Origin of the sequence: Microtetraspora niveoalba (genome assembly GCF_001570405.1) — a bacterium.
Taxonomy (GTDB): domain Bacteria; phylum Actinomycetota; class Actinomycetes; order Streptosporangiales; family Streptosporangiaceae; genus Microtetraspora; species Microtetraspora niveoalba.
This window is the reverse complement of the sequence record NZ_BBYM01000034.1, coordinates 25,967-44,929: the sequence shown is the minus strand read 5'-3', so window position 1 is coordinate 44,929 and position 18,963 is coordinate 25,967. Positions and strand designations below refer to the sequence as shown.

Genomic DNA, 18,963 nt, shown 5'->3' with positions numbered 1-18,963 from the left:
GGGTGGATGCTGAGCAGCCACCGCCTGAGGGTGCTTCTCGAGGTCTTCAGGACGGGGAGCATCGCCGGAGCCGCGCGTAATCTGCGGCTCTCCCCCTCCGCCGTCTCCCACCAGCTCTCCCGGCTGGAGGAGGAGGCGGGCGTCGGGCTGGTGGAACGCGCGGCGCACAGCCTGCGGCTGACCGCGGCCGGGCGGCGGCTCGCCACCCGGGCGCACGAGGTACTCGACCTGATCGAGGCCGCGGAGAAGGACCTGCTCGCCCAGGCGCGGGCCGACGCCGGGCAGCTCCGCATCGGGTTCTTCGCCTCGGCGGGCTATCGGCTGCTGCCGCTCGCGTTGTCCACCTTCACCGCCCGGCATCCCGCCGTCGAGCTGGATCTCGTGCTCGGCCAGCCGCACGACCTGCTGCCCGATGTGGAGCGGGGCGCCCTGGACGTGCTCGTCGTCTTCGAGCATGCGCTCGACCCGTGGAAGCCGCCCAAGGGCGTCGAGGTCACCCACCTGTTCGACGAGCCGCAACTGCTCGTGCTGCCGCTCGGCCATCCGGCGGGCCAGCGTTCCCGGGTGCGGCTCGCCGACCTCGCCGACGAGCCGTGGATCACCACGTACGGCACGGACACACCGGTCTCGGTTCTGGAACGCGCCAGCGCGCTGGAGGGGTTCAGCCCGACCATCCGGTGCCGCAGCGACCACTACGAGGTGACGCTGGGCCTGGTGCGCGCCGGTCTGGGGGTGGCGCTGGTGCCGAGCCTGGGCGCGCACGGCGCCGGCGGCATCCAGGTGTGCCAGGTGGACGCCCCCAAGCTCTACCGGAGGATCGGCGCCGCCTCCCGGCCGACCAACCCCAACCCCGCGCTCCGGTCCTTCCTGGACTACCTGCGCGACGCGTCGGCCCGGATGCGGATCGCCCTGCGCTGATCCCGCGAGGGGCGCGGCGGTGTCTGGACTGAGGAACGAGCGACTCCGCGAGGGGCGCGGCGGTGTCTGGACTGAGGAACGAGCGACTCCGCGAGGGGCGCGGCGGTGTCTGGACTGAGGAACGAGCGGGCGAGGAACGAGTCCCGAGTGACGAGGGAAGACATCGCCTCAAGGCGCCCCGAGCCCGCGAGCCCCATCAATCACCACGGTGCCGAACCCATCACGCGAGGGGCGCGGCGGTGTCTGGACTGAGGAACGAGCGGGCGAGGAACGAGTCCCGAGTGACGAGGGAAGACATCGCCTCAAGGCGCCCCGAGCCCGCGCGAGCGAAGCGAGCGCAAATAAACACAGTTCAATGGGCGAGCGCGGCGACGGCGCGGCCGACCTCGCGGACGGCCAGGACCAGGTCGTGCTCGCCGCCCTCCGGCCCGTGCGCCAGCACGGCGTAGCCGAGCCTTCGGGCCCCGACGAGCAGGCCGACATCGGCCCGGGTCCCGGCGTCGGTGCCCGTCTTGTTCGCCACCCACACCCCCGGGTACGGCACGGCCTCGGGGATCTCGCGGTCCTCGGGCTCGTGCGGCAGCGGGGCGGGCACCAGGCTCCGGTCCGTGTTGTGCGCCATCCAGCCGAGCATCAGGTGCTTCCACGGCTCCGGGCCGTCCAGGGAGGCGGCGAGGGCGCCCAGCTCGCGCGCGGTGCCGAGGGCGAAGGCCGGAGGGTGGACGGGCAGCCGCGGCTCCCTGATCCGGTCCAGGATCCGGGTCCTGGCCAGCCCGAGCCCGGCGGCGACGGCGGCGACACGGTCGAGGCCGAGTCGCCGCAACAGGGCGTTGGTCGCGGTGTTGTCGCTGACCGACGCGGTGAGCAACGCGAGGTCCCCGATCGTCCAGGTGCGGGCGGACAGGCCGGTGAGCAGCCCGGACCCGGCGGCGTAGTCGTCCTCGGCCAGCTCGACCGGCTCGGCCGGGTCCAGTTCGCCGCCGGCCACCCCCTGGGCGACCGCCGCGAGCAGCAGCACCTTGCCGGTGCTGGCGAGCGGCAGCTCGACGTCCTCGTTCACGCCGAACAGGCCGGGCACGCAGGCGGCGAGCGTCCCCGGGCAGGACGCGGCGACCTCCTCGACCCGGGCCGCCACGGCGGCCACCCGCTCGTCGACCGTCATGGTCCCGTCACGCCCGTCGATCATCATGGTCCCGTCAATCGTGCTCATCGAAGATCACCCACTCACCGATACCGCTCGCCGGCCGCTCGTCCCGCTCGCGACGGCGGCTCGCCCGGCGATCGGTCCCGGCCGTTTCGCCGCCGTCTCATCGCCGTCTCGCCGCCGTCGCCGAGCCGTCAGAGGGCCAGGACCCCGCCCGGCCGGGCGCCGGTCTCCACGCCCTCGCGGGCGACGACCGCGCCGCCGACGACGACCGCGTCCACACCCGCCGGAGGCAGCAGCGGGTCGGTGAAGGTGGCGCCGTCCGCCACCGTGTCCGGGTCGAAGACCACCAGGTCGGCGTGCGCTCCGTCGCGGATCACCCCCCGCCCGGCGAGGCCGAACCTGGCCGCCGCCATCCCGGTCATCTTGTGCACCGCGTCTTCCAGGCTGAGCAACCCCAGCTCTCGGACGTAGTGCCCGAGGACGCGGGGGAACGTCCCCGCCCAGCGCGGGTGCGGCCGCCCGCCCGGCTTGGGCACGCCGTCCGAGCCGATCATCGCGTACGGCGCGGCCAGCACCCGCCGCACGTCCTCCTCGACCATCGAGTGGCTGATGATCGTCACCTCGCCGCCCTCGGCGAGGAGCAGCTCGGCGACCATGTCGAGGGGGTCGGCCGACGAGGCCGCGGCCAGGTCGGCGATCGTCCTGCCCTCGGTCCGCGGGTTGCGCGGCGCGCAGGCGACCGAGATCCGGTCCCAGCCGCCGTTGCCGACCGTGTTCTCCCAGCCGGGCACGCCCTCGGCGATGGCGCGGCGCATCCGGTCCCGCTCGTCGGGGCTGGCCAGCCTGCGGGTCAGCGCGGCCATGCCGCCGTCGTTGGCCCACGGCGGCAGCATCGCGGCCAGCGCCGTGCTGCCCGCCGTGTACGGGTAGACGTCGCAGGTCACGTCCATGCCGCCGGCCCGCAGCTCGGCGATCCTCGGCAGGGTGCGCTCCGTGCGACCCCAGGCGTACCGGCCGGCGGTCTTGTGGTGGGAGACGTGCAACGCCGCGCCGCTGCGGCGGGCGATCTCGATCGCCTCCTCCAGCGCCTCCTCCACCCGGGACATCTCGTCGCGCAGGTGGGTGACGTACGGCTTGCCGTGCCGGGCGGCGACGGCGGCGAGCGCCACCACCTCGTCGGTGCTCGCGTACGTGCCGGGCGTGTAGATGAGGCCGGTGGAGAGCCCGGCGGCGCCCTGGGACAGGGCGCGGTCGAGCAGGTCGCACATCGCGGCCAGCTCGGCGGGGGTCGCCGGCCGGTCCACCGGGCCGAGCACGCCGGCGCGCAGCGTGCCGTGGCCGACGAGCGAGGCGATGTGGTTGGCCCGCGGCATCCGGGCGTGCGCCTCGGCGAACCCGGTGAAGTCCGGATAGACGCCGACGTCGCCGCCGAAGGACACGCGGGCGTCCGCCCGCATCCCGTCCACCCGCTCCGGCAGCGCCGGGAACAGGCTCGACCCGCAGTTGCCGCAGATCTCCGTGGTCACGCCCTGGAGCACCGAGGCGCGCACCAGCTCGCGGTCGTCCTGGCCGAGCAGGGTGACGCCGTCGGAGTGGGTGTGCACGTCGATGAACCCGGGGGCGACGGCGCGGCCGCGGGCGTCGATCACCTCGGCGGCGTCCGCCGCCGAGCCGGGCGGGAGCACGGTGAGCCGCCCGCCGTCGGCCGCGACGTCCGCCTGACGGCCGGGGCGTCCCGTACCGTCGAACACGAGGCCGCCGCGGATCAGGAGGTCGAAGCGGCTCACAGGACCTGCCCGAGGAAGGCGCGGAAACGGTCGTTCTTGGGTGCGGCGAGCACCTCGCGGGGGTCGCCCCGCTCGACGATCACACCGCCGTCGACGAACACGAGCTGGTCGCCGACCTCGCGGGCGAAGCCCATCTCGTGGGTGACGACCATCATCGTCATGCCGCTCGCGGCGAGGTCGCGCATGACCGCGAGCACCTCCTGGACCAGCTCGGGGTCGAGCGCGCTGGTCGGCTCGTCGAACAACATCAGCTTGGGCCGCATCGCCAGGCTGCGGGCGATGGCGACACGCTGCTGCTGGCCGCCGGAGAGCTGCGCGGGGTAGTGCCCGGCGCGGTCGGCCAGGCCGACCCGCTCCAGCAGCTCCATGGCCTGCCGCCGGGCCTCCGCACGGGAGGTGCGGAGCACGGTGACCGGGCCCTCCATGACGTTCTCGACCGCCGTACGGTGTGGGAACAGGTGGAAGCGCTGGAACACCATGCCGATCGGGCGCCGCTGACGGCACAGCTCGGCGGGAGGGAGCAGGTGCAGGCGGTCGCCGCGCTCGGCGTAGCCCATCAGCTCGCCGTCCACCCAGATCCGGCCGGAGTCGATGGTCTCCATCCGATTGACGCAGCGCAGCAGGGTCGACTTGCCCGATCCGGACGGGCCGACCACGCACACCACCTGGCCGTGCGGGACGTCGAGGTCGATGCCCTTGAGCACCTCCACCGAGCCGAACCGCTTGCGCAGGGAGCGGATCTTGACCATCGGCTCGGCGTGCCCGGCCGTCATGCAGGCTCCTTCGCGAACGGCCGCAGGTTGCGGCGGACCCGGGCCCCCAGCGCGGCGTGCCCGCGCTCGAACCGCTTCTCGATGAAGTGCTGGCCGACGCTGGCGATCGTGGTGAGCACGACGTACCAGATCGACGCCACGATGAGCATCGCGATGACCTCGAAGTTGCCCAGGTAGATGCGCTGGGCGACGGTCAGCAGCTCGGCCCCGGCGATGACCGAGACCATCGACGTGGTCTTCAGCATGGAGATGAACTGGTTGCCGGTGGGCGGGATGATCACGCGCATCGCCTGCGGGAGCACCACCCGGCGCAGCACCTGCCGGTGCGACATGCCGAGCGCCTCGGCGGCCTCGCGCTGGCCGGGGTCCACCGAGCGGATGCCCGCGCGCACGATCTCGGCCATGTACGCGCCCTCGTTGATCGCGAGGCCGAGCAGCGCCGCGGTGAACGGGGTGATCAGCTCGTTGGCCTGCCACTCGACCAGCTTCGGGCCGTCGAAGGGCACGCCGATCCCGAAGCTCGGGAAGACCAGCCCGATGTTGAACCAGAAGATGAGCTGCACCAGCAGGGGCGTTCCCCGGAAGAACCAGGTGTAGAGCGCCGAGGTGCCGCGCAGCACGGGGCTGTCGGAGAGCTGCATCACCGCGGCGAGCACGCCGAGGATCAGGCCGATCACCATCGAGTACACGGTGAGCTGGATCGTCACCCACAGGCCGCCGAGGATCCGGCCGTCCATGAGGAACGAGACGATCACGTCCCAGTGCAGGTTCTCGTTGACGATGATCGTGTACGCGAGCCAGGCCATGAAGAGGAGCGCCACCGCCGCGCCGATCAGGCGGCCCGGCCGTGGCGGGCGCACCGCGTTGATCGGCAGCTCGACCGGCGGTTGGGCGGCGGCCTCCTCGTCGCGGGAGCCGGGGGCGCCCCCGGAGGACGTCACTTCCATGGCGTGGTGTTCACCATGACCTCGGGCACGGCGTTGGCGCCGACGCCGTACTTGTCGAGCACCTCCTTGTAGCCGCCGTCGGCCTGGAGCTCGCCCATCGCCTTGGCCACGGCGTCACGCAGCCCGGTGTTGCGCTTGTCGATCGCGATGCCCCAGGGGCCGGCCTCGTACTGCTCGGAGAGCACGTCGTACTTGCCGGTGTCGTTGGCGTACATGTGGGCGACGGGCGAGTCGACGATGGTGGCGACCGCGCGGCCGGAGTCCAGGGAGAGCAGGCCGGTGGGGGCGTCCTCGCTCTGCATGATCTTCATCTTGGTGGAGCACTTCTCGTTCTGCTTCTCGCCGATGGCCAGGTTGGAGCTGCCCTTGGCGAGGACCACCGTCTTGCCGCAGAGGTCGTCGAGCGTCTTGATGCCCTCGGGGTTGCCCTTCTTGACCATGATCGCGCCACCGGCGTTGAAGTAGTCGACGAAGTCGACCGCGCCGCGCCGTTCCGCGGTGTCGCTCATCGACGACATCACGATGTCCCAGCGGCCGCCCTGGAGGCCGGGGATGAGGCCGTCGAAGGCGGCGTTGGTGATGGTGAACTTGAGCCCCAGCTTCTCGGCGATCGCCGCGCCGAGGTCGGGGTCGACGCCGGTGAGCTCCTGGGTGCCCTCCTTGTACATCTCCATCGGGGGGTACCCCTCGGACGTGGCCACCCGCAGCTCACCCGTCTTGCGCACGGCCTCGGGCACCAGATCCTTCGCGGACTTGCCCGCCGTCGCCGCAGCGCCCTCGCCCGCGGTGTCTCCTGACGACGAACGCCCGCAGCCGCCCGCGAGCGCGGACACCACCAGCGCGCCAGCAATGGCAACAAATAGGCGATTTGCCATGGATCCTCCTATTTTGCGAACGATTGAGCATATGCTGGCGACGCCGAGTCACAGCCCCAAGACTCATGAACGCTTGCGGTCCTGAGCGCCGAATTCTTCGATGCTCCCCGGGCCGCCCCGCGCCGGACCCCGCCGCCTTTCCGCCGTACGGCCTCGGCGACGATCGCCGCCGCGCTCGCGGCGGTCGTACTTCTTGGCGGCCTGCCCGAACAGGCATTCGGCGCACTCGTACGACAGCCGGCCGTGGCCGACGCGGGGCCCAGGTCAGCGACCGCCAGGGTGCGCGGTCGTCTCGCCGCGACGGTTGACCCTGACGCAGGGTCAATCTCTCAGCATGGCGGCATGACCGAGAAACCCAGTGCGATGGACGTCGCCGGACCGCGCGAGCCGTACGGCGACCACGGCGGCGACGGGGAGCGGGCCGAGAGAGGCGACAGGACGATGCGGCACTTCACGATCCACCACGACGGCGTCACGATCCCGGTGTCTCGCGGCGGCCGGGGGCGACCGCTGGTCCTGTGCCCCGGGCTGAACTCGACGCAGGCCGACCTGCACGAGTTGACCGAACTGCTGCGGCGCGACCACGACGTGGTGACCTTCGACCTACGGGGCCACGGCCTCGCCTCGGCCGCCGACCGGTACTCCTTCGAGGCGTTCCTCAGTGATCTGGTCGCCGTGTTCGCGGAGCTGGGACGCCTCGCCCTGCCCGCGGCGCCCGTGCTCGTGGGCTACTCGCTGGGCGCGGACCTGGCTGTGCACTATGCCTCCGAGCATCCTGGCACCGTCGCGGAGCTCGTCCTCATCGACGGAGCGAACCCGGTGCCCGACCCGTTCATCTCCGAGGCCGTCCTGCCGGAGTTCCGCGCGATGTGGGAGGACCTGGCGACGCGGCAGGAGGCCGTGCGGGGCTCCGCGCGGCAGGTATTGCTCACCGCCCGGGAGATTCTCGACCTGAATGTCGAGATCGATGTGGTGCGGGCCGGGATCCTTGACCGGTACAGGAAGATCGACCGCCCGATCAGCATGATCATGTCGACCTCGATGGCCGGCGACAGCGGCGAGGGGCACGCGCCGCGGCTCAATCAGAACTGGCGTGCCGGCGTCGAGCGGCTGGTCCGCGAGCAGCCGCACATCACCACGTTCCGGCTCGACGCCGACCACCGGCTGGTCTTCACCCACGCCCCGGAAATCGCCCAGATCATCCGGAGCGCCCAGGGCGCGGGCGGCCGCCGGGCAGCCTCCTTGAAGGCACCCTAGAGACTGGTGCGATGCTGACTATCGGTGAGCTGGCGTCGTACGCCGGAGTGACGGTGCGCGCGGTGAGGCACTATCACGCCAAGGGGTTGCTGCCGGAGCCGGAACGGGACCACTCCGGCTACCGCAGGTACGACGCCGGCGCCGTGATCGAGCTGATCAGGATCAGGACCCTCGCCGAAGCCGGGGTCCCGCTGGCACGGGTGCGGGAGCTGCTTCGGGCCGACGAGGAGGAGTTCGCCGCGGCGGTCGCCGACATCGACAAGCGGCTGCGGGCGGAGATCCGGCAGCGGCAGCGGCACCGCGAGCAGATAGCCCGGCTCGCCGCCGGGGACAGCCTGGTGTTGCCACCGGAGGTGGTCGAATATCTCGACCGGCTGCGGGCGCTCGGGATCGACGAGCGGATCGTCCAGGTCGAACGTGACGGCTGGATCCTGCTGGCCGCGCACTCACCCCAGCGAGTCCCGGAGTGGATGGCGCGCAAGAGGGAGCAGATCGCCGACCCGCGACTCATCGCCCTTTATCGCACCCTGGGCCAGGCTCTCGCCGGGACCGCCGACGACCCGCGGCTGGTCGAGCTGGCCGACGAGCTGGCCGCCTACATCACGCGGCTGGCCGACGAGAAGGGCGAGGACTATGTCGACGACACCGACATCGAGCCACCGCTGGTCACGCTGATGGACAGACTGGCGTTCGACACCGTGCCGCCGGCCCGTCGGCTGATCGAGCTGCTGAGAAAGCGCGGCTGGACCGGCTGGACCAAGCTTGAGCGCGTGGACACCACACGGGGTGCGGCCGGAGTACGGCGGGAAGACACCACGGTGCGGCGTTCCGGGCACCGTCAGTGATGGCGGCAGAGGGCGTGCCGGGTGCCGCCGAACTGTGGCCCTCGGAGCGCCGGGCTCGGGAGGACGGTCGCGGCGGGCGGGCGCTGGCGGGGCTCACGCTGATCGGTCCCTGAGGGCGCGCTCTCAGAGGCGGCGCAGCGCGGGCAGCAGCTCCCGCTCCGCCCACTCGAAGAACCCGTTCTGGTGCTTGTGCCCGATCTGGACCAGGGCGACGTGGGTGAATCCGGCGTCCGTGTACTGGCGCACGGCCTCCACCACGGCGTCCACGTCCGCCCCGCACGGCACCTTCTCCGCGACGTCCTCGGGCCGGACAGTCGCGGCGTAGGCGTCGAAGTTCACCGGCGCGGGCAGCTCGGCCATCACCTTCCAGCCCGCCGCCGACCAGCGCCACAGCCGGTGGGCCCGTTCCACGGCCGCGTCCCTGTCGGTGTCGTAGGCGATCGGGAGCTGACCGTAGACGGGTTTGCCCCGGCCGCCCTCGGCGGCGAACTTCGCGACCAGCTCCGCGTCCGGCTCGGTCGCGACGAGGGCGTCGCCGTACTCGGCGGCGATCTCTCCGGACTGCTCGCCCGAGGCGGCGATCGCGATCGGCACCGGCTGCTCCGGCAGGTCGTACAGGCGGGCCGAGTCGACGTCGAAGTGCGCGCCGCGATAGCTCGTGTAGCCGCCCTCGAACAGCTCCTGGATGATCTCGATGGCCTCGCGGAACATGTCGTGCCTGGTGTTGACGGGCGGCCAGCCGTGGCCGATCACGTGCTCGTTGAGGTTCTCGCCCGCGCCCAGGCCGAGGGTGAACCGCCCCTCGGAGAGGACGCCGATCGTGGCCGCCTTCTGCGCGACCACGGCCGGGTGATAGCGCATGATCGGGCAGGTGACGTACGTCATGAGCGGCAGCCGCCGGGTCGAGACGGCCGCCGCGCCCAGCACCGACCACGCGTACGGCGCGTGCCCCATCTCCTCCAGCCAGGGGAAGTAATGGTCGGAGATGACGGCGTAATCGAAGCCGACGCGCTCGGCCGTGACGACGTCGTCGACCAACTGCCTGGGGGGCGTCTGCTCGGTCATCATCGTGTACCCGATTTGTGCCATGGGGCACGAGTACCCATCTCGCGCCCGCCCTCGCCGGGGCGGAAGGTCTCTTTGCCGGAACCGGCTCCGGAGCAGATCGTGAATTTTTCACTGCCGCCGCGCCGCTCCGCTCCGAAGAATCGGACACATGACAGCGATCCAGGTGGACGGGCTCAGGAAGAGCTACGGCGACTTCGAAGCGGTGCGGGAGATCTCGTTCTCCGTCGCCCGAGGGGAGATCTTCGCCCTGCTCGGCAGGAACGGCGCGGGCAAGACCACGACGGTCGAGATCCTCGCCGGGTTCCAGCGCCCCGACGGGGGGACCGTACGGGTGCTCGGCCTCGACCCGGTGAAGGACCGGGCCAAGGTGCGCAAGAGCACGGGGATCATGTTGCAGGAGGCGGGCTTCTTCCCCGACCTGACCGTCGCGCGGACGGTCGACTCCTGGCGGGAGCTCGTCCCGGCCGCCCGCCCGCGCGCCGAGGCGCTTGAGCTGGTCGGGCTGACCGGCAAGGCGGGGACCAAGGTTCGCCAGCTCTCCGGCGGCGAGAAGCGCCGGCTCGACCTGGCCCTGGCCACGCTGGGCCGCCCCGACCTGCTCTTCCTGGACGAGCCGACGACGGGCATGGACCCCGAGGCGCGCCGGGCGACGTGGGATGTCGTCACGGATCTGGCGGCGCACGGCACGACGGTCCTGCTCACCACGCACTACCTGGAGGAGGCCCAGCGTCTGGCCTCCAGGATGGCGATCATGGACAAGGGGACGATCGTGGCGAGCGGGGGCATGGCCGAGACGCTCGCCGCGGAGACCGGGCGGGTGGCGTTCGAGCTGCCCGCCGGGGTGGAGGTCGGCGACCTGCCCGTGGAGGTCACGGCCGTGGAGGGCGCCACCGTGATCTGCCGCGTGGCCGACCCTGACGTGGCCGCGCAGACGCTTCTCGGCTGGGCCGGCGAGCGCGGGCTGCGGCTGCGCGGCCTGGAGGTCCGTACGGCGACGCTCGAAGACCTGTTCCTCGACCTGGCGAGCAGGGAGAAGGCGTGAGGACACAGGTTCCCGGCACGCGTCCGCGACGAGGAGACGGCGCGATGGCGACGGCGACGACCATGACGACGGCGATGACGACGGCGACGGCGACGGCGATGACGATGGCGATGACGACGGCGATGACGATGACGACGGCGGCCGGCGAGACCCCGGCGAGCGAGGAGAGTGCGCGATGACGCAGGTACGCGAGACTCTGGCGGTCGCCCGCCTCGGCGGGCGGATCTACTGGCGGGACAAGCAGGCGCTGACCGCGACCGTGATGACCTCCCTGGGGCTCGGGGTCGGCCTGCCGGTGCTGATGGACCGGCTCCGCCCCGGCGACCCCGGGGTGGTCGTCGCCCAGTTGCTCGGCATGCTGGCGGTGGCTCTCACGCTGGGCGCGTTCAACCAGACCGCCGTCTCGCTGACCGCCCGGCGCGACCAGCTCATCCTCAAGCGGCTGCGCGCCGCCGGGCTGAGCGACACGGCGGTGCTCGGCGGCGAGCTGCTCAACATCGCGGTCCAGAGCGTGCTGATCGCGCTGGTCGCGATCGTGGCCGTGGTGAGCCTCACCTCGGCCACCGCGCCCCGCGACCCCGTGCTGCTCACCGTCTTCATGGCGCTCGGCGCGGCCGTGATCACACTGCTCGGCGCGGCGTGGACCGTGGTGATCCCCCGGGCCGAGGTGGCCGCCCCGATGAGCATCCCGTTCTTCATGATCGCCGGACTGGGCGCCGGGGCGTTCGGGCCGATGAACCAGTTCCTCCCCGGCTGGTTGTCGACCGTGCTCGACCTGTTGCCGACGGCGGCGGTCGTCAAGGTGGGCGAGGCGGCGTTCGCCGACGGCACGTTCGGCGGAGACCTGCGGGCCGCGGTGGTTCCCTTGCTGAACCTGAGCGTCTGGGCGGCCGTGGCACTGCTGGTGGTCAGCCGCCGGTTCCGCTGGGAACCGCGCCGCTCGTAACCCTCCCGTCACCCTCGCGCCCGGGCAATAATCACCTCATCATGCGTATAACGCCGCAAAGGCTGGCCGTCGCCGTGGTCGTCACGATCTCGGTGGGATTCACGGTCTCCATGATCGCCTCGGTCCTCTGGTACGGCTCCGCGCTTTACGACGCGATCATGATCGTCGCGATGGCGGGGTTCTTCGTCCCCCACTACCTCCACATACGCACGGTCCTGCGCGGCGACGCCTTCCGGGGATTCCCGGCGGCCCTGCTGGTGCAGGCGGTGGCCGCGTACGCCCCGGCGCTCGCGTTCGGCTCCTACTGGATCGCCCCGATGGCCCCGATCCTCATGGGCGCGGTGCTGCTCCGCCTGCGGTTCACCCTGGCCCTGCCGATCATGGGCTGCGCCATGGCCCTGCACGCCTGGGTGTTCACCACCGTGCCCGGGGGCGGCCTCGCTTCCGGCTTCTACTACGCGATCACCGTTTTCGTCACCGGGTTCGTGATCTACGCGGTGACCCGCCTCGTGGTCGTCACCAGGGAGCTGGAGCGGGCCCGCGCCGACCTCGCCGAGGCGGCGGTGCTGAAGGAGCGGCTGCGCATCTCCCGGGATCTCCACGACGGCCTCGGGCACAGCCTGTCCGCCATCGCGCTCAAGGGCGACCTCGCGCGGAGGCTGGTCGAGCGCGACCCGGCCATGGCCGCCGGCGAGCTGGAGGAGCTGGTCCAGGTCGCCAGGGACGCCGCCCAGGACGTACGCCAGGTCGCGCGCGGGTTCAGGGAGATGTCGCTGACGCAGGAGGTCGATCGGGGTACGGCGCTGCTCGCGGCCTCCGGCGTCCGGTGCCACGTCAACCTCGCCGAGATCGAGCTCCCGAAGGCCGCCGTCGAGACGCTGGCCTGGGGCGTACGCGAGGGGGTCACCAACGTCGTACGGCACAGCCGCGCGACGACCTGCTCGATCAGCACCTCGCGGCGCGGCCGCACCATACGTCTGGAGATCGTGAACGACGGCCGCGTCGAAGGCGGCGACGGCGGCAACGGGCTGGCGGGCCTGCGAGAACGCGCGGAGCAGGCCGGCGGCTCGCTCACCGCCGAACCGGTCGGCGACAGCGGGTTCCGGCTGGTCATGGAGATCCCCGCCGCGCCGCCCACGAATGCCGCCGAGCTCGCGGACACGGAGGTGACCGCGTGATCAGGGTGCTGCTCGCCGAGGACATGCACATGATCAGGGCGGCGCTGACGGCGTTGCTGCGCCTCGAATCCGACATCGAGGTGGTCGCCGAGGTGACCAGGGGCGACGAGATCGTCCCCGAGGCGCTCCGCACCCGGCCGGACGTGGCGGTCGTCGACATCGACCTCCCGGTCGTGGACGGCATCACGGCGGCGGCCGAGCTGCGCGGCCGGCTGCCCGCCTGCCGGATCCTGGTGCTCACCGCGATGGGCCAGCCCGGGCACGTACGGCGTGCCCTGGCGGCGGGCATCGAGGCGTTCCTCGTCAAGGACGCGCCCGGCGACCGGCTCGCGGACGCCATCCGCCGTACGCACCACGGCCTGCGCGTCCTGGATCCCGAGCTGGTAGCGTCCGCGATGGACTACGGAGCCAGCCCGCTGACGCCGCGGGAGACGACCGTGCTCAAGGAGGCCGCCCGGGGTTCGTCGGCCGAGGAGATCGCCGAGCGGCTGCACCTCTCCCCCGGGACCGTGCGGAACTATCTGACCAGCGCGATCACCAAGACCGGCGCGCGCAACAAGATCGACGCCATCCGGGTGGCCCAGGACGCGGGCTGGCTCTGACCCGGGCCTCTTCTCACGAAGCGTCGCCGCGGCGCCTTCCCCTGACGATGCCGGGAACTCCCCATCCGTGTTGAGCACTTCTCGTGGCGCGCACATGTCGTGAAACCGGCCGGACAAGGAGACGTACATGCCGGGCAGATCAGGAGATTTCGTGGTCATCACCGGAGGGCCGGGTTCGGGGAAGAGCACCCTGATCGACCGGCTTGAACACGCCGGTTTCGCGCGGTCGCAGGAAGCGGGACGCTCGATCATCCGGGACCAGACCGAGATCGGGGGTCGCGGCCTGCCCTGGCTCGACCCGGATCTGTTCGCCGAGTTGATGCTCTGCTGGGAGCTGCGCTCGTACCGGCTCGCCGACGACCACGCGGGGCCGGTCTTCTTCGATCGTGGCCTGCCGGACATCGTGGGATATCTACGACTGGAAGGACGCGCGGTGCCGGATCATGTCCACGCCGCCGCGCTGGCCTTCCGGTACCACCCTCGCGTCTTCATCGCCCCGCCCTGGCCCGAGATCTACCGCCGGGACGACGAGCGCAGGCAGTCGCTCGACGAGGCCGAGCGCACGTACGCGTCCATGGTCGCGACGTACACGGACTACGGATACGAGCTGGTCCCGCTGCCGCGCGGGCCGGTGGAGGAGCGGCTGCGGTTCGTCACCGCGCGACTGGACTGATCGGGGGGCCGCAGCCGGTCAGGCCCCGGGCGCCGGGCACGGCGTCGGCCCGGCGTCGGGCCGGATGTCGGTCCGATGTGTCGCGGCGTCGCACCGGATGTGTGGCGGCGTCGGTCCGGATGTCCGCCGTGTCGGTCGGGATGTCGGTCGCGGCGTCAGTCGCGGCGTCAGTCGCGGCGGCCGAGCTCCTCGCAGAGAAGGCTGGCTCCGATGCCCACCAGCCAGGTGTCCTTGGCGATGGCGGTTCCCTCCGGGGTCGGCCGCAGGCTGCCCTCCTGACGCAGGCCCGGCGTCTTCAGGTACAGGCCCATCAGCCCGCCCGCGAACGCGGTGAGCGCGGCCCCGGCGAGAACGGAGGGGACGACCGGGAGCAGCAACGCCACGCCGAGCGCGATCTCGCCTTTGGACAGCAGCTTGACGAAGGTCATCGGGTCCATGTCCTTAAGGAAGGGATAGGTTCCCGAGGCCATCCCGTGCAGCCCGGCGGCGGTCTGCTCGTCCGCCGACGCCTTGCCGAGTCCCGAGTTCAGCATGAACAGCCCGGTGGCCAGCCGTACGGGGATCTGATGTGGCCGGACGAGAAACCTCATGTCATCTCCTGAAGAGTGATTTATCCGGTTTGTTCGCCCTACCCGGTGACATCGCCGCTATCCGCCACTTGGGGTTTTATTGATCGCTCCAGGACGCCGCCGCACCGTACGGAAGCGGAGGAGCCCCGATAATGCCGCTCATGAGGACGCTTTATCCGCCGATCGAGCCCCACGACTCCGGCCTGCTCTCCGTCGACCACGGCAACCAGATCTACTGGGAGGTGTGCGGCAACCCGGAGGGCAAGCCCGTCGTCATGCTCCACGGAGGCCCGGGGAGCGGCTGCACCGCCGACCACCGCCGGCAGTTCGACCCGGAGGCGTACCGGATCGTGCTCTTCGACCAGCGCAACTGCGGGCGGAGCCTCCCGCACGCGTCCGACCCGGCCGTGTCGCTGGAGTTCAACACCACCTGGAACCTCGTCGCCGACATGGAACGGCTCCGCGAGCATCTGGGGATCGACCGCTGGATGGTGTTCGGCGGTTCGTGGGGCAGCGCGCTCTCCCTGGCGTACGCGCAGAGCCATCCCGACCGGGTCTCCGAGCTGGTGCTGCGCGGCGTCTTCACACTGCGGCCGTCCGAGCTGCGCTGGTTCTACCAGGAGGGCGCGTCCATGGTCTATCCCGACCTGTGGGAGAGCTACGTCGCGCCGATCCCGGAGGACGAGCGCGACGACCTCATCGCCGCCTTCCACCGGCGGGTGAACGACCCCGACCCGGCCGTACGGATCTCCGCCGCGCGGGCGTGGAGCGTGTGGGAGGGCTCGACCATCACGCTGCGCCGCGACCCCGGGCTCGTCGCCAAGCACGCCGAGGACGGCTACGCGGTCTCGTTCGCCCGGATCGAGAACCACTACTTCGTGAACGGCGGGTTCTTCGAGGAGGGGCGACTGCTCCGGGACGTCGACCGGATCAGGCACATCCCCTGCGTCATCGTGCAGGGACGCTACGACATGTGCACCCCGGCGGCGACCGCCTGGGATCTGCACCGGGCCTGGCCCGAGGCCGAGTTCCACATGGTGGACGACGCCGGGCACGCCTACACCGAGCCGGGCATCCTGGACCGCCTGATCGAGGCGACCGACCGCTTCGCGCGGCGCCGCTGACCCCGGCTCCTCGTTCGGCGTCGCGGGCGCCGCCGCGCCACACACGGACCGGGCCGCCGCCGGGATCGACGACGGGACCGCCGCCCTTCGTCGGCGCGGTGGCTGCATAGGATCGTGGGCATGCATCGCGGAACCGTGGACGGCCTCTTCCGCTGGCCGGTCAAGTCCTTGCGCGGAGAGTCCCTCACCACCGCTCTGCTGGACCATCGCGGTCTGGCCGGCGACCGCGCCTACGCTCTGATCGACGAACGTCCGGCCCACGCGGGTAAGCGGCTCACGGTGCGCCAGTCGCCGCCGATGCTGGCCTGGGAGGCCGCCTACCCGGCCACCTGCGACGGCTCCCCCGAACCGCCCGGCCCTCCGATCCTCTACTCACCCGGCGGCGTGCCCTGGGCGTGGGACGATCCCGGCCTGCCCGCCGAGCTGACCGAGTCGTACGGCGTGCCGCTGTCGCTGCGGGCGCAGGACGGCCAGCAGGACCGGGGCCCGACGGTGCTGGTCACCTTCGAGGCGTCGCTGCGCGGCCTGGAGGAGGAGCTCGACGCGAAGGTCGAACTGAACAGGTTCCGCCCCAACGTCCACCTGGCCACGGACATGCCCGCGTTCGCCGAGGAGACCTTCACCGAGGGCACCGTGATCACGGTGGGTGACGCGGTCCTCGAAGTGACAGGCGCACACGCGGGGCCGTGCATCCGCTGCGCGGTGCCGAGCTGGGACCCGTACGGGCGGGAACGCTGGCCCGAGCTGCAGAAGCACCTCATCGGGGCGCACGAGAACAAGTTCGGCGTGATCATGCGGGTGACCCGGCCCGGCACGGCGCGTCTCGGCGACCCCGCGGAGGTACGGCGCTAGGTCGCGCCAGCTCGGATGCCGGGTGAAGAACCCCGGCGAGCTGGGCGAACGTCGCCAGGGCGGCACCTCGCGGCGTGCCGTCGTGCAGCCCCGACAAACCACGACAACCGGATATCCAGTGGCGACTCGGGCCTGGCGCACGAAAAGGTTCACACATGGAACGTGATCTGATCAGCCACATCGCCCACGCCGACCACCCCGTCGCGTCGCCCATCAGCGAGGAGCACATCGACCGCCTGCTCGTACGGGCGAAGCTGCCCAAGGACGCGCGGATCCTCGACCTGGGGTGCGGCGCGGCGGAGTGGACGCTGCGGGCGCTCGCCCTCTATCCGGACGCGACGGCGGACGGGGTGGACGTCTCCGCGCACGCCCTCGCCTCGGCCACCCGGGCCGCCGAGGAGCGGGGTGTGGCCGATCGCATCCGCCTGCACCGGGTCTCCGCGACCGAGTTCGGCCTGCCGGGCGCCGGCGACGGCGAGACCCGGGTCCCCGAGACGTCCGGCAGGGGAACGGGAGCCGCGCGGACCCCGGAGGCGACCGGCGGGGAGCCGTACGACCTGGTGATGTGCGTGGGGTCGACCCACGTCTTCGGCGGGCTCGTCCCCACGATGGAGGCCGTCGCCGGGTTCCTGCGGCCCGGCGGCCTCGCCCTCGTGGGAGAGGGTTTCTGGGAGAGCCCGCCCACGCCGGAGCTGGCCGCCCAGTTGGTCGACGACCCGGACGAGTACGCCGATCTCGGGGGGACCGTGGCGCGTGCGGAGAACGCGGGCTACGTCACCGTGTACGCGCACACCAGTGAGCTCGCGGAGTGGGACGACTACGAGTGGTCCTGGACCGGCACGCTCCTGCGGTGGGCCGAGGAGCACCCGGGCCCCGACGGCGAGGCGGCGCGCGAGGCGGCCCTCGCCCATCGCGAGATGTGGCTGAACGGCTACCGGCGTGTCCTGGGCTTCGTCTCGCTCCTGCTGCGCCGCACGAGGTAGGCGCGGTCCACCGGTGGCACGCGTGGCGGGCCTCCGGTGCGGACCGTGGATCAGAACGTACGGATCACGACGCCTCCCGCTATATCCGGCCAAACCGGGAACTCTTCTGCGAGCACCGTGGAGCATCGTTTAATGTGACATAAGTGCCTATTGACGATCAGGTTCCCATAACCAGATATAGATGGCTCGACGCCCTGCGTGGCGTGGGTGCGACAGCGGTGCTCCTCGAACACATGACGTACCGCTTCCTGCCCGACCTCAGGCCGACCTGGTTCAACATGGGAAACTACGGCGTCCTGGTGTTCTTCCTGGTCAGCGGCTACATCATCCCCGCCTCGCTGGAGCGCAGGGGCGACGTGCGGGCGTTCTGGGTCGGCCGGCTGTTCCGCCTCTATCCGCTGTACGTCCTCACCATCGCCATCGTCGTGGCGATGACGCCGATCCAGCCGCTGCGCGCCAACATCGACCCCATCGGGCACATCACGATGCTCATGGAGGTAACCGGCTCGTGGGCGTTCACCGAGCCGATGTGGACGCTTTCGTACGAGATGGTCTTCTACCTTCTCGTCACGGCCCTTTTCGTGGCGGGCGTGCACCGGCGGAGCGGCCTTTTCGCCCTGTCGTTCGCGGCGCTGTCGGTGCTGGTGGCGTTCGTCATGCCGGCCCGGGGCCTGCTCGGCGGCCCGGTCGTGCCGGTCGTCGTGCTCGCGGTGATCGCGGCGGGTCTCGGCGGCGTGCTGTTCGGCGCCGGCCGGGTCCGTACGGCGGGGGCCGCCGCGCTGGGCGTCCTCGCCATCGGGCTGATCGTGGTCGGCAGCCGGGTGCCCTGGCAGGGGGCGATGGTCCTGGCGGTCATGTTCACCGGCACGGTGATCTACCGATGGGAGCGGGGCGAGGCGTCGGGGATGTGGCCGATCCTGGGGGTCGCCTTCCTGGTCTGCCTGACGCCCTTCATGAAGCCGGTCACGGTCAACGGCATGGCCAACCTGATGACGGTCGCGCTGGCCGCGGGCACGTTCGGCCTGTTCTACGCCCTGCGCGGCCGCCGGATCCCGTACGCGCTTGCCTGGCTGGGGTTGATCAGCTACTCCGTCTACATGCTGCACATGCCGGTGCTGCGGATCTTCTTCCTCGTCATGGGCAACCCGCTCAGGTTCCCCCCGCTCGTCCAGCTCGGGCTGGGCCTCGCCGTCCTCGCCGGAGTCTGCGGCGTGAGCTGGCTGACGTACCGGTTCGTCGAACTGCCGATGCAGCGGCTCGGACGGCGCCTGGCGAAGCGGCGACCGGCGGCCCCCACCCCCGCCCGCGAGCGCATTACCATCCCTTAGCTCAGGTACGTAGCTGAGGATACGTACCCATATGGGGGTTTATCCCCTC

Annotated in this window: 20 protein-coding genes; 13 read left to right on the top strand and 7 right to left on the bottom strand. The window is 71.4% G+C overall.

Going from position 1 to position 18,963, the window contains the following annotated elements; genetic code table 11:
* The first annotated feature begins 6 nt into the window (after positions 1-6).
* Positions 7-918, top strand: coding sequence for a LysR family transcriptional regulator (locus AWQ70_RS29315; protein ID WP_067183035.1), 912 nt, complete (start codon positions 7-9; stop codon positions 916-918).
* Between the two features lie 352 nt (positions 919-1,270).
* Here the strand turns inward: AWQ70_RS29315 and AWQ70_RS29310 are convergent, their stop codons facing one another.
* The 5 genes from AWQ70_RS29310 to AWQ70_RS29290 all read right to left on the bottom strand — a co-directional run bounded on the left by AWQ70_RS29310 (position 1,271) and on the right by AWQ70_RS29290 (position 6,447).
* Positions 1,271-2,128 (bottom strand): serine hydrolase, encoded by an 858-nt coding sequence (locus tag AWQ70_RS29310; RefSeq protein WP_245647200.1) that lies wholly within the window; start codon positions 2,126-2,128, stop codon positions 1,271-1,273.
* 128 nt (positions 2,129-2,256) lie between these two features.
* Entirely contained in the window at positions 2,257-3,852 is a 1,596-nt protein-coding gene (locus AWQ70_RS29305) for an N-acyl-D-amino-acid deacylase family protein (RefSeq protein WP_067183032.1), read from the bottom strand.
* Complete coding sequence (locus AWQ70_RS29300) at positions 3,849-4,625, bottom strand: amino acid ABC transporter ATP-binding protein (RefSeq protein WP_067183029.1); 777 nt, start codon at positions 4,623-4,625, stop codon at positions 3,849-3,851. The genes AWQ70_RS29305 and AWQ70_RS29300 overlap by 4 nt, the downstream gene beginning before the upstream one ends.
* Positions 4,622-5,572 (bottom strand): amino acid ABC transporter permease, encoded by a 951-nt coding sequence (locus AWQ70_RS29295; RefSeq protein WP_157530571.1) that lies wholly within the window; start codon positions 5,570-5,572, stop codon positions 4,622-4,624. Before AWQ70_RS29295 ends, AWQ70_RS29300 begins: the two co-directional genes overlap by 4 nt.
* On the bottom strand, positions 5,563-6,447 hold the full coding sequence (locus AWQ70_RS29290; RefSeq protein WP_067183026.1) for an ABC transporter substrate-binding protein: 885 nt from the start codon (positions 6,445-6,447) through the stop codon (positions 5,563-5,565). The genes AWQ70_RS29295 and AWQ70_RS29290 overlap by 10 nt, the downstream gene beginning before the upstream one ends.
* Positions 6,448-6,789: 342 nt before the next feature.
* On the opposite strand from AWQ70_RS29290, the gene AWQ70_RS29285 reads away from it, so the two are divergent.
* Both AWQ70_RS29285 and AWQ70_RS29280 read left to right on the top strand, forming a co-directional pair.
* Positions 6,790-7,704, top strand: a complete 915-nt coding sequence (locus AWQ70_RS29285; RefSeq protein WP_067183023.1) for an alpha/beta fold hydrolase — start codon at positions 6,790-6,792, stop codon at positions 7,702-7,704.
* Positions 7,705-7,715: 11 nt separating this feature from the next.
* The gene (locus AWQ70_RS29280) at positions 7,716-8,549 is read left to right on the top strand and encodes a MerR family transcriptional regulator (RefSeq protein WP_067183019.1); all 834 of its coding nucleotides are present in this window, start codon (positions 7,716-7,718) and stop codon (positions 8,547-8,549) included.
* 123 nt (positions 8,550-8,672) lie between these two features.
* Here AWQ70_RS29280 and AWQ70_RS29275 read toward each other — a convergent pair whose 3' ends face one another.
* Positions 8,673-9,638, bottom strand: coding sequence for an LLM class F420-dependent oxidoreductase (locus AWQ70_RS29275; RefSeq protein WP_067183016.1), 966 nt, complete (start codon positions 9,636-9,638; stop codon positions 8,673-8,675).
* A 127-nt stretch (positions 9,639-9,765) separates the two neighbouring features.
* Here AWQ70_RS29275 and AWQ70_RS29270 point away from each other — a divergent pair, with 127 nt between their 5' ends.
* The 6 genes from AWQ70_RS29270 (at position 9,766) to AWQ70_RS29250 (ending at position 14,058) form a co-directional block, all read left to right on the top strand.
* On the top strand, positions 9,766-10,659 hold the full coding sequence (locus tag AWQ70_RS29270) for an ABC transporter ATP-binding protein (protein WP_067183012.1): 894 nt from the start codon (positions 9,766-9,768) through the stop codon (positions 10,657-10,659).
* 44 nt (positions 10,660-10,703) lie between these two features.
* Positions 10,704-10,838 (top strand): hypothetical protein, encoded by a 135-nt coding sequence (locus tag AWQ70_RS42135; protein WP_281197128.1) that lies wholly within the window; start codon positions 10,704-10,706, stop codon positions 10,836-10,838.
* Positions 10,835-11,605 carry an ABC transporter permease gene (locus AWQ70_RS29265; protein WP_067183009.1) on the top strand — a complete coding sequence of 257 codons (771 nt, stop codon included), beginning with the start codon at positions 10,835-10,837 and terminating at the stop codon, positions 11,603-11,605. The genes AWQ70_RS42135 and AWQ70_RS29265 overlap by 4 nt, the downstream gene beginning before the upstream one ends.
* A gap of 41 nt (positions 11,606-11,646) precedes the next feature.
* Positions 11,647-12,783, top strand: a complete 1,137-nt coding sequence (locus tag AWQ70_RS29260; protein WP_084517934.1) for a sensor histidine kinase — start codon at positions 11,647-11,649, stop codon at positions 12,781-12,783.
* Positions 12,780-13,385, top strand: a complete 606-nt coding sequence (locus AWQ70_RS29255; protein ID WP_067183002.1) for a response regulator transcription factor — start codon at positions 12,780-12,782, stop codon at positions 13,383-13,385. The genes AWQ70_RS29260 and AWQ70_RS29255 overlap by 4 nt, the downstream gene beginning before the upstream one ends.
* Before the next feature lie 127 nt (positions 13,386-13,512).
* Complete coding sequence (locus tag AWQ70_RS29250) at positions 13,513-14,058, top strand: AAA family ATPase (RefSeq protein WP_067182999.1); 546 nt, start codon at positions 13,513-13,515, stop codon at positions 14,056-14,058.
* Positions 14,059-14,225: 167 nt separating this feature from the next.
* Here AWQ70_RS29250 and AWQ70_RS29245 read toward each other — a convergent pair whose 3' ends face one another.
* Entirely contained in the window at positions 14,226-14,648 is a 423-nt protein-coding gene (locus AWQ70_RS29245; RefSeq protein ID WP_067182996.1) for a hypothetical protein, read from the bottom strand.
* Between the two features lie 140 nt (positions 14,649-14,788).
* Here AWQ70_RS29245 and pip point away from each other — a divergent pair, with 140 nt between their 5' ends.
* The 4 genes from pip to AWQ70_RS29225 all read left to right on the top strand — a co-directional run bounded on the left by pip (position 14,789) and on the right by AWQ70_RS29225 (position 18,914).
* Positions 14,789-15,751, top strand: a complete 963-nt coding sequence (gene pip, locus AWQ70_RS29240; protein WP_067183153.1) for a prolyl aminopeptidase — start codon at positions 14,789-14,791, stop codon at positions 15,749-15,751.
* A gap of 120 nt (positions 15,752-15,871) precedes the next feature.
* Entirely contained in the window at positions 15,872-16,603 is a 732-nt protein-coding gene (locus AWQ70_RS29235) for an MOSC domain-containing protein (protein ID WP_067182993.1), read from the top strand.
* 155 nt (positions 16,604-16,758) lie between these two features.
* Positions 16,759-17,586, top strand: a complete 828-nt coding sequence (locus AWQ70_RS29230) for an SAM-dependent methyltransferase (protein ID WP_067182990.1) — start codon at positions 16,759-16,761, stop codon at positions 17,584-17,586.
* Positions 17,587-17,729: 143 nt separating this feature from the next.
* A complete protein-coding gene (locus AWQ70_RS29225; RefSeq protein WP_084517933.1) occupies positions 17,730-18,914 on the top strand; it encodes an acyltransferase family protein in 1,185 nt (394 codons plus the stop codon).
* Positions 18,915-18,963: the final 49 nt, after the last annotated feature.